Raw genomic sequence first — 8,920 nt, 5'->3', positions numbered from 1 at the left:
CTCACCGGCCTGTGCGGGCTGGCCTTTGCGCTGATGCTGTCGTGGCTGCTGGCGCGGCGCTGGTTCCGGCCGATCGACGAGCTCACGCAGGCCGCGCAGCACGTGGCGCGCGGGCGGCTGTCCACGCGCGTGGCCGTGCATGGCTCGGACGAGCTTGCGCTGCTTGGCAAGACCTTCAACGACATGGCGCAGCGCCTGGACACGGTGGAGGCCTCGCGCCGCGCGTGGCTGGCCGATGCGGCCCACGAACTGCGCACGCCGCTGGCCGCCATGCGCGCAGAAATAGAGGCGCTGCAGGACGGCGTGCGCAGCTTCGACGAGCGCACCGCGCTGCGGCTGCATCGGCAGGTGATCCGCCTCGGCCAGCTGGTGGACGACCTGCGCAGCAGCATGCGCGAGCCGCAGAACGACCTGCTCGCGACCACCGTGTTCCCGCTCTCGCTGCTGAAGGAAGCGCTCGACCACACGCGCGACCGGTTCGCTGCGCGCGGCATCGCGGTCGACCGCAGCGCCATCGACCGTGTCTCGGCGCGCGCCCAGCCGATGATCGACGGCGACGCGCACCGGCTGCACCAGGTCTTCATGAACCTGCTGGAGAACACGCTCGCCTACACCGACGCCGGCGGCCGGCTGCGCATCGGCGCCACGGTCGACGGGGCGTGGACGGGCAACAGCCTGACCCTGCAGTTCGACGACAGCGCGCCCGGCGTTCCCGAGGCGGAATTGCCGCGCCTGTTTGACCGGCTGTTCCGCGGCGAGTCGTCGCGCAGCCGCGAGCTCGGCGGCTCCGGGCTCGGCCTGTCGATCTGCCGCGCGGCCATCGAGGCCCATGGCGGCACCATCGATGCCCAGGCTTCGGAGCTGGGCGGACTGCGCGTGACCATCACCCTTCCGCTGTCGAGGAGCGCGTCGCCATGACCCGCATCGTCGTCGTCGAGGACGAGCTCGACATCGCATCGGTGGTGCAGGACTACCTGCGCCATGCCGGCTACGAGACCACGCATTTCGCCGATGGCCAGAGCGCGCTCGACCATCTGATCGCGTCGCCGCCCGAACTCACGCTGCTCGACATCATGCTGCCGCGGCTCGACGGCATCGAAGTGCTGCGCCGCGCGCGCGAGCACACCAGCCATCCGATCATCATGCTCACCGCGCGCATCGAGGAGGTCGACCGCCTGCTCGGGCTGGAGCTGGGCGCCGACGACTACGTCTGCAAGCCCTTCTCGCCGCGCGAACTGGTGGCGCGCGTGCGCGCCGTGCTGCGGCGCACCGAGCCGCCCGCGGAGCGCGGCCAGGCGCGCCAGGGCATGTCCGGCCTGGTGCTGGACGATGTGCACTGGCGCGCGTCGCTCGAAGGCACGCCGCTCAATCTCACGCGCCGCGAGTTCGGGCTGCTGCAAGTGCTGTCGCGGCACCCGGGCCGCATCTTCTCGCGCGCCCGCCTGCTCGAGCTGGCCTACGACGACACCATGGACGTGACGGAGCGCGCCATCGACAGCCACGTGAAGAACCTGCGTCGCAAGCTCGGCGCCGTCACGCCCTCGCACGACTGGATCCGCTCGGTCTACGGCGTGGGGTTTGCGTGGGAGGCGCCGGCCCAGGCCTGAGCGTGCGTGGGCGCTCTCCCGTCGTTTGCGATTAGGGGCCGCAGCCCAGCTTCGTTGCTTGAAGGGCCCCTGCCCGCGAACTAGACTGGAATGCGAAGGCACCCGCAGTGCCGGGGGCCAAGGAGTCGGCCATGTACAAGCGCATCCTCGTCCCCACCGATGGCTCTTCGCTCTCCGAGCAGGCGGTTGCCACTGCCATCGACCTGGCGCTGCTGGCGGGTGCCGAACTGGTGAGCGTCACCGTCGCACACATCCAACCCTACGGCTACTTCGAAGGCTCGATGGTGCTGAACCAGCGCGAGATCGAAGCCTCGCAAGAACAGGTGGAGCAGTCCGCGCAGCGCCTGGTCGATGCGGTCAGGAGCGCCGCCATCGCCCGGGGCGTGCGCAGCGCGCAGGCCATCGTCATGAAGTCGAACCAGGTGGCCGAAGCCATCATCGCCACGGCCAAGAACCAGCAGTGCGACCTGATCGTGATGGCCTCGCACGGCCGGCGCAGCCTGGCGCGGCTGCTGATGGGCAGCGAGACGCTGCATGTGCTGACCCACTCGCACATTCCGGTGCTGGTGCTGCGATAGAAGCCTGATCGAAGCGCGCCCGAGGTGAAATTTTTCACGGCCGGGCACCGGCATCGGCCGCTCCTCGTGAACGCGCCGCTCCTGGTGCGACTCACTCCCTGACTGCCATCCGCAGCTCGCGCAGGGCTGCGGAAGGTACAGTGCCCTGCAATGGCCGCATTGCGCAAGGGCCGCTTCAAGGGAGTGAAAATGAAATCATCGATGTTTCCCCGCGCCGTGGGCTGGGGCCTGCTCCTGCTGTCGGCCCTCGCGGCGCTGTGCATCGCGGTCCTGTTGAGCTTCGACTGGAACCGCGCCCGGCCCTGGATCAACCAGCGCGTGAGCGAAGCAACCGGGCGCCCGTTCGCGATCCGCGGCGACCTGGCGCTGCAGTGGTCGAGCCCCGAAGCCGAAACGGGCTGGCGCCGCTGGGTGCCCTGGCCGAGGCTGAGCGCACAGGACATCACGCTGGGCAATGCCGACTGGGGCAAGACCGGCCCGCACCTGGCCGAGATCCGGCAGCTGACGTTCTCGCTGAACCCGCTGCCCCTGCTGAACCACACGATCCGCATTCCCACGCTCGAACTCGCCGGCCCCGTTCTTTCGCTCGAACGCACCGCGGACGGCAAGAACAACTGGACGCTGGCCGCCGGCGGCGGCGCGGAGCCCTCGAGCTGGAAGCTCGACCTGCAGCGGCTGGTGCTGAGCCAGGGCACGGTGAAGCTGGCCGATGCAACGGCAAGGCTCGATCTCAAGGTCGACATCGACAGCCTGCCCGCGGAAAGCGCCGAAGGCTACGGCATCGGCTGGAAGCTCGGCGGCACTTTCCGCCAGACGCCGGTGCAGGGAAGCGGCAAGGCCGGCGCCGTGCTCTCGCTGCAGCAGGACACCAGGCCCTACCCCTTGCAGGCCGGCGTGCAGGTGGGTGCCACGCGCATCGACGTCGCCGGCACGCTGACCAAGCCCGACGCGCTGGCCGCGCTGGACCTGCGGCTCAAGCTGTCGGGCGCGAGCATGGCGCACCTGTATCCCATCACCGGCATCACGCTGCCCAACACGCCGCCGTTCAGCACCGAAGGCCATCTGGTCGGCAAGCTCGACAAGGCCGGCGGGCGCTGGCTGTACGAGAACTTCAAGGGCCGCGTGGGTGCCAGCGACATTGCGGGCACGCTGGAGTACGTCTCGCAGCAGCCGCGGCCGCTGCTGCGCGGCCAGGTGCAGTCCAACCAGCTGCGGCTGGAAGACCTGGCGCCCTTGATCGGCGCCGATTCGAACGCGAGCAAGGCCAAGCGGGGCGCCCCGGCCGTCCAACCGGCGGGCAAGGTGCTGCCGGTGGAGAAGTTCGATACCGCAAGCTGGGGCAGCATCGATGCGGACGTCAAGTTTGCCGGCCGCAAGATCTTCCACGCGAAGGACCTGCCCATCGACAGCCTGGTGGCGGATCTTCACCTGAAGGACAGCGTGCTCTCGCTCACGCCGTTGAGCTTTGGCGTGGCGGGCGGCACCGTGGCCGCCACGGTCAAGCTCGACGGCCGGCAGGACCCGATCCGCGCCAACCTGCAGCTGTCGGCGCGCCGGCTCCGGATCAAGGAACTCTTCCCGACGCTCGACACCCTGCAGGCCAGCCTGGGCGAAGTCGGCGGCGACGCGGCGCTGTCCGCCTCCGGCAACTCCGTCGCGGCCCTGCTGGGCACTTCGAACGGCGAGGTGAAGGCGCTGGTGAGCAAGGGCACGGTGAGCAAGTTCCTGCTCGAGGCCATGGGACTGAACATCGGCAGCGTGGTGGCGACCCAGCTGTTCGGCGACAGGCAGGTCCAGCTGAACTGCCTGGCGAGCGATTTCAAGGTGACGCAGGGCGTCATGCAGACGCGCTCCTTCGTGCTGGACACGGACGAATCGGTCGTCAACGTGAGCGGGCTCATCGATCTTTCCAAGGAACAGCTCGCGCTGGAGATCCAGCCGCGCAACAAGGCGCTGCGCGTTCTTTCGCTGCGCTCGCCGCTGTACGTCCAGGGCACGTTCAAGAACCCCGACGTCGGCGTCGACAAGGGTGCCGTGGCGCTCAAGCTGGGTTCCGCGATTGCGCTGGGTGCGGTGGCGCCCGCCGCCGCGCTGCTGCCGCTCTTGAACATGGGCTCGCAGGAGTTCGCGCAATGCGCGCCGCTGGAGGCGGCCGCGCGTCAGAAGCCGAAGGCTGGCAAGCAGCCCGGGGCACGCTAGCGGCGCCGCGGGCCCGCTGCCCGCGCGGAGCCTGCCTTCTATTTTGAAAGCTTGGCCTGGACCGCACGCTGCGCCAGGCAGGCCTGCGTGGCGCGATGCGTTGCGAGTCCGAAGCAGTGCGCCTCGGCCCGGCGGGCAAGCGCCTCGAGCGATCGGCGTTCCTGCGCCGCCGAAACCTGGAATTCGACCAGCCACTTCATGACCACGGCCATCACGATCAGGAGGCCGACCAGCGCGGCAACCAAGGTTCCGCGCCAGTCCTGGATGCGGAAGATCGACGGTGGGGGCTTGCTCATCGTTGTCGTCCGAGTCGGCAGAGGAGCACTAGCGCGGAAGCTCCGGGAAGAGCCACAGGCTCAAGCCGAGAATGACGCCCGCCCCGAGCGACACGACGGCCGCGGTCACGAACAGCGCCGCGGCAACGATGTTCGGCACCCGCATGGCGATGGCCAGGAAGGAAATGGTCGCCAGGGCATACAGGAACACGGGCAGCAGGGCCAGCCAGGCCGGCCGCCCGGGCGGTGCCGGCGGCTCGTCCGGACTCTGGTCTGCGAGGAACGGACTACGCATGGAATCCCTTGCCGTGGAAGGCGGCGCGCAAATCGGCATCGCTCACGGGGGAAAGGATCATCTGCGAACGCCATCCGCTGACAGCCGACCGCGACAGCGCCTCCCGCGCATGGGGCAGCTCGGTCGGATGCGCCATGAAGAACACGTGAACGCGCTGGCCGAGCGCGCTCCACACGTCGGCAATGAGCGCCACGACCGGCGCTGCATCCGCGTGCAGTCCAAGAAGAATGGCATCGAAGCGCCGGCCTTCGCGGGCGGCGTCGATCAGGCCATGAAGATGCGCGAAGGAGGCGTGGTCGAGGCCGATGGCTTTCAGCGAACTGCCGGTGCACAGGCGTTGCAGGGCGTCGGAGTCCACCAGCGCGATCCGGTTCTGGCGGAGCGTGGGTGCAGATGTCATGGAGGTGGCGGCTTGGTGTTCCCGGCCGGGGTCGGGCCTGCGGTCCGGGAACACCGGGTCAGCAGTTGCCCTTCTTGGCTTGCCCCGGAGGGCAGAAGCCGCCCTTGCCCGGGCCTGGCCCCGGGTCCGCCACAACGCAGGCGCTCAGGAGCAAGGTCATCGCAAACGAGAAGATCACGGTGGCGGCTGTTTTTTTCATGCGGACTCCTTGGTTGAAATTGCCTGGCGCTGCTTCAGATGGCGCCGTGGCCATCAGCGAGGCGACAAGATATGTGAATTACTAACATTTAGACAGGAAATGCTTCACGATCGGCTTTGGTTTACGTGAGAAACCGTAACCAGCCCTCCGTTCTGCCCAGTACTTCACGAATGCGCGAAGCGGACATCCGTCACAGGTGTGCAGATTTAGAAGCACATCTACAGGCCCGGGCGGGAATCCGGCCGCCGCATTCGGTCAAACTCGGGTACGACCCTCCGTGGTTTTCACAAATGTTCTATCGAAAGGAATTCCTGTTTTGAACAAGACCGAACTCATCGCCGCCATTGCAGAAGACACCAACCTCAGCAAGGCCGACGCCGGCCGCGCCTTCGACTCGGCGCTCGAACAACTCTCGCGCGCCCTGGTGCGTGGGGAGACGGTGCAGCTGATCGGCTTTGGCACCTTCAGCGTGGCCGACCGTGCCGAGCGCACCGGCCGCAATCCGTCGACCGGCGAGCAGATCACGATCAAGGCGAGCAAGAGCGCGAAATTCGCGGCCGGCAAGGCGCTGAAGGACGCCATCAACCAGGTCGGCTGACCGTCCCCGGGGGGCGGCGGCTCAGGCCTGTGCGCCCTGCCACCCTCCGCCCAGCGCCTTGTAGAGGTTGACCCTGTTCACGGCCTCCTTGAGCTGCAGCTCGATCAGCTGCTGCTGCTCGGCATAGAGCTCGCGCTGGGCRTCCTGGCTCGCAAAATAGTCTTCCAGGCCACTGCGGAAGCGCGTACGCGCAATGCTCGCCACCTTCTCCAGCACCCCGGCCCAGCTGCTGTTGCCGCTGCTCAGCAGCGTCGACAGCTCCCGGCTCACGCCGCCCGCGAGCGCGGTGAGCGAAATGGTCGGCAGCATCGCGGCCTTGGCCGCGCCCACGCCCGAATTGGCCGCCTCGACGCGCGAATAGGCCGCCAGCAGGTCGGGCCGGCGCTGCAGCAGGCTGGACGGCAGGCCGGCCGCCACCTGCGCAGTGGAGCGCTCCGGCCACGGCCGTGCGCTGCCCGTGTCGGGCGACACCGGCTGGCCGACCAGCACGTTCAGCCACTGGAGATCCTGCGCGACGCGCATGCGGAATTCTTCCTGCTTGACGCGGGCGTTCTGCAGCAGCGACTGCGCGCGGTACACGTCCAGCTGCGCCGCACCGCCCGCCGCCTTGGCGCGCCCGATCATGTCGGCATTGGCGGCCAGGCCGGACTCGTTGGCATTGGCCAGCGCGAGCAGGGCGCGGTCGGCGCGCAGCGTGAGGTAGGCATTCGACACCTCTCCCACCAGGTTCATGTGGGCGGCCGCAAAGTCCTTGTTGCCCGCCTCGGCCAGCGAGCCGGTCTGCTGGGTCGCGCTCTGCTGGCGGCCGAAGAAGTCGAGCTCGTACGAGGTCACGCCGGCCTGGATGTCGAAGCTGTTCGATGTCCGGCCGTCGGTCGGAATGTTGCCCAGCGGGCTGAGCGAGCCCTGCGGGGTGGTCTGCGCCCGCTGCGCATGGCCCGACAGCCCAATCTGCGGAAACAGCGAGGCGCGGCTGCCGGCATACACGGCCCGGGCTTCGCGGGCACGCGCGGCATAGGCGCGCAGGTCGCGGTTCTGCGCGAGGGCGGTGGTGATGAGCCCGCGCAGTTCGTCGTCCTGCACRAAGCTGCGCCAGTCGACGGGCTCCGCGTTCGGCGCCGTCGTGCCGGCCGGCCATTGCGAAGGCACCGCGAGGTCGGGCTGCTTGAGCGGCGGCGTGAGATTGCATCCGCTCACCACCAGCACCACGCAGGTCGCCAGCACCAGCAGCAGCAGCCGCAGGGACAGGCGCACGAAGCCGGCGCCGGGAGATCCGAAGCCCGCGCTCGCCAGCAAGGCCGAGGCCGCCTTCCATGGCCGCACCTGGACCGCGACGTGGCTCGGCGGCACGTTGAACACGTGGCTCACCAATTGCTCGCGCTGGGCCTCGGTGCCGGCAAAGCGCAGCTCGGCGCCCGCGGCACTCCTGGCGGCCAGGCGGGCCGGAAGCCATCCCACCGGGTCGACGTAGACCTCCAGCGGCTGTCCCACGCGCAGGCGCTTCAGCAGGGCCTTGGCTTCCAGCAGCGCGCCATCGGCCGCGATGTTGACGAAGCGCGATTCGCCCTCGCCCGCCGCGGTGCGCACCCGGGTGCGCGCACGCCAGGGGAAGCGCTCTTCCTGCTCCGGCCGCGGCAGGTCGACGCAGGCCATGAGCGCGGCCAGGCACAGCAGCAGTGCGATACCGGTCCACACCAGATTGAGCTCGTCGCCAGGCGTGAGCGCCTCGCCGCTCAGCGCGACCGACGCGCCGCCGAGCTGCAGCGCCAGCAGAAGCCCGCCGAACATCGCGACCAGCTTCCAGTGCACGACGGTCTTGGTGCGGTCCAGCCCCTTGTTCGTCACCTTGAAGGGCCGCCCGAAGGGCCGCAGCATGGCGCTGGCCAGCGTGCTGGTGACGGCCATGGCCGCCACCAGCTGGCTCACCTCGCTGAACACGGGCAGGCAGCGCCGCCCGCTGATCCAGTAGCTGTAGGCCCAGAACATGAGGAGCGGCGGCAGCCCGAAGGAGGCAAAGGCCTGCGGCGTGGCATGGAACACCGAGACCCCGGCATACCAGTAGAGCGCCGGCGCCAGCATGACCATGGCCATGAACGGCTTGCCGAGCCAGTGCAGCAGCCCGTGCAGGAAGTGCATCCGCGCCGAGAAACTGAAGCCCCGGCCGCGCAGCGGGCCGTTGGGCAGCAGCGCGAGCTGCACCGTGCCCAGGCACCAGCGGCTGCGCTGGTTGATGTAGTCGATGATGCTCTCGGCCGACAGGCCGTTCGACAGCCGCTCGCCGAGCCAGCGCGTGATGTGGCCGTGGCGCAGCAGCAGGTAGGTGGTGTGGATGTCCTCGCACACGCTGCCCACCGGAAAGCCGCCCGCGGCGGTGATCAGGTCGCGCCGCACGATGAAGGAGGTGCCCACGCAGAAGGCCGAGTCGGCGGCATCCTTGGCGGGCTGCAGCACGTCGAAGAACACGCGCTGCTCGTCGACCCAGCTGTCGGTGGCGCGCAGGTTGTGCTGGATCGGGTCGGCGTTGTAGTAGAACTGCGGCGTCTGCACCAGCCCGACCTTGCGGTCCGCGAACAGGCCCAGCATGCGGTAGACGATCTGGCGCTGCGGCGCGAAGTCGGCATCGAGCACCAGGATGTAGGGCGCATTGGTCACGCCCGCCGACAGCCGCAGGCCGTTGTTGAGGTTGCCGGCCTTGGCATGGCTGTTGTCGGGCCGGCGCGCGTAGTGCACGCCCTTGCGTTCGCAATACTCGCGCAGCCAGTCGCGACG

The 8,920-nt window shown here is 68.9% G+C and carries 10 protein-coding genes; 5 read left to right on the top strand and 5 right to left on the bottom strand.

Annotated elements, in window-relative coordinates:
* The 4 genes from AC1DOC_RS13870 to AC1DOC_RS13855 all read left to right on the top strand — a co-directional run.
* A partial coding sequence (locus AC1DOC_RS13870) for an ATP-binding protein (RefSeq protein WP_478129945.1) occupies window positions 1-918 on the top strand: 918 nt, incomplete at its 5' end.
* Window positions 915-1,607: a response regulator gene (locus AC1DOC_RS13865; protein ID WP_478080310.1), complete on the top strand. Its 693-nt coding sequence runs from the start codon at window positions 915-917 to the stop codon at window positions 1,605-1,607. The genes AC1DOC_RS13870 and AC1DOC_RS13865, both read left to right, overlap by 4 nt.
* Window positions 1,608-1,738: 131 nt before the next feature.
* Window positions 1,739-2,185 carry a universal stress protein gene (locus tag AC1DOC_RS13860; RefSeq protein ID WP_015867034.1) on the top strand — a complete coding sequence of 149 codons (447 nt, stop codon included), beginning with the start codon at window positions 1,739-1,741 and terminating at the stop codon, window positions 2,183-2,185.
* Between the two features lie 189 nt (window positions 2,186-2,374).
* A complete protein-coding gene (locus AC1DOC_RS13855; protein WP_478080311.1) occupies window positions 2,375-4,384 on the top strand; it encodes an AsmA family protein in 2,010 nt (669 codons plus the stop codon).
* A 38-nt stretch (window positions 4,385-4,422) separates the two neighbouring features.
* Here AC1DOC_RS13855 and AC1DOC_RS13850 read toward each other — a convergent pair whose 3' ends face one another.
* From AC1DOC_RS13850 to AC1DOC_RS13835, 4 genes are read right to left on the bottom strand one after another with little or no spacing between them, the layout of a single operon-like run.
* Entirely contained in the window at window positions 4,423-4,680 is a 258-nt protein-coding gene (locus AC1DOC_RS13850; protein WP_018906777.1) for a hypothetical protein, read from the bottom strand.
* 28 nt (window positions 4,681-4,708) lie between these two features.
* A complete protein-coding gene (locus AC1DOC_RS13845) occupies window positions 4,709-4,954 on the bottom strand; it encodes a hypothetical protein (protein WP_478080312.1) in 246 nt (81 codons plus the stop codon).
* Entirely contained in the window at window positions 4,947-5,354 is a 408-nt protein-coding gene (locus AC1DOC_RS13840) for a hypothetical protein (protein WP_478080313.1), read from the bottom strand. Before AC1DOC_RS13840 ends, AC1DOC_RS13845 begins: the two co-directional genes overlap by 8 nt.
* 58 nt (window positions 5,355-5,412) lie before the next feature.
* Window positions 5,413-5,553: a hypothetical protein gene (locus tag AC1DOC_RS13835; RefSeq protein ID WP_169804846.1), complete on the bottom strand. Its 141-nt coding sequence runs from the start codon at window positions 5,551-5,553 to the stop codon at window positions 5,413-5,415.
* A gap of 316 nt (window positions 5,554-5,869) precedes the next feature.
* Between AC1DOC_RS13835 and AC1DOC_RS13830 the strand changes: the two genes are divergently transcribed.
* A complete protein-coding gene (locus tag AC1DOC_RS13830) occupies window positions 5,870-6,151 on the top strand; it encodes an HU family DNA-binding protein (protein ID WP_015867040.1) in 282 nt (93 codons plus the stop codon).
* A gap of 21 nt (window positions 6,152-6,172) precedes the next feature.
* Here the strand turns inward: AC1DOC_RS13830 and AC1DOC_RS13825 are convergent.
* A partial coding sequence (locus AC1DOC_RS13825) for a TolC family protein (RefSeq protein ID WP_478129944.1) occupies window positions 6,173-8,920 on the bottom strand: 2,748 nt, incomplete at its 5' end.

The organism is Variovorax sp. 01T439_2 (genome assembly GCF_056398445.1).
The sequence above is the reverse complement of the archived record's forward strand: the minus strand, read 5'-3'. Positions and strand labels throughout refer to the sequence as shown.

Coding starts and splice junctions, on each gene's coding strand:
- AC1DOC_RS13865 (WP_478080310.1), top strand. CDS start 915: ATGACCCGCATCGTCGTCGTCGAGGACGAGCTCGACATCGCATCGGTG.
- AC1DOC_RS13860 (WP_015867034.1), top strand. CDS start 1,739: ATGTACAAGCGCATCCTCGTCCCCACCGATGGCTCTTCGCTCTCCGAG.
- AC1DOC_RS13855 (WP_478080311.1), top strand. CDS start 2,375: ATGAAATCATCGATGTTTCCCCGCGCCGTGGGCTGGGGCCTGCTCCTG.
- AC1DOC_RS13850 (WP_018906777.1), bottom strand. CDS start 4,680: ATGAGCAAGCCCCCACCGTCGATCTTCCGCATCCAGGACTGGCGCGGA.
- AC1DOC_RS13845 (WP_478080312.1), bottom strand. CDS start 4,954: ATGCGTAGTCCGTTCCTCGCAGACCAGAGTCCGGACGAGCCGCCGGCA.
- AC1DOC_RS13840 (WP_478080313.1), bottom strand. CDS start 5,354: ATGACATCTGCACCCACGCTCCGCCAGAACCGGATCGCGCTGGTGGAC.
- AC1DOC_RS13835 (WP_169804846.1), bottom strand. CDS start 5,553: ATGAAAAAAACAGCCGCCACCGTGATCTTCTCGTTTGCGATGACCTTG.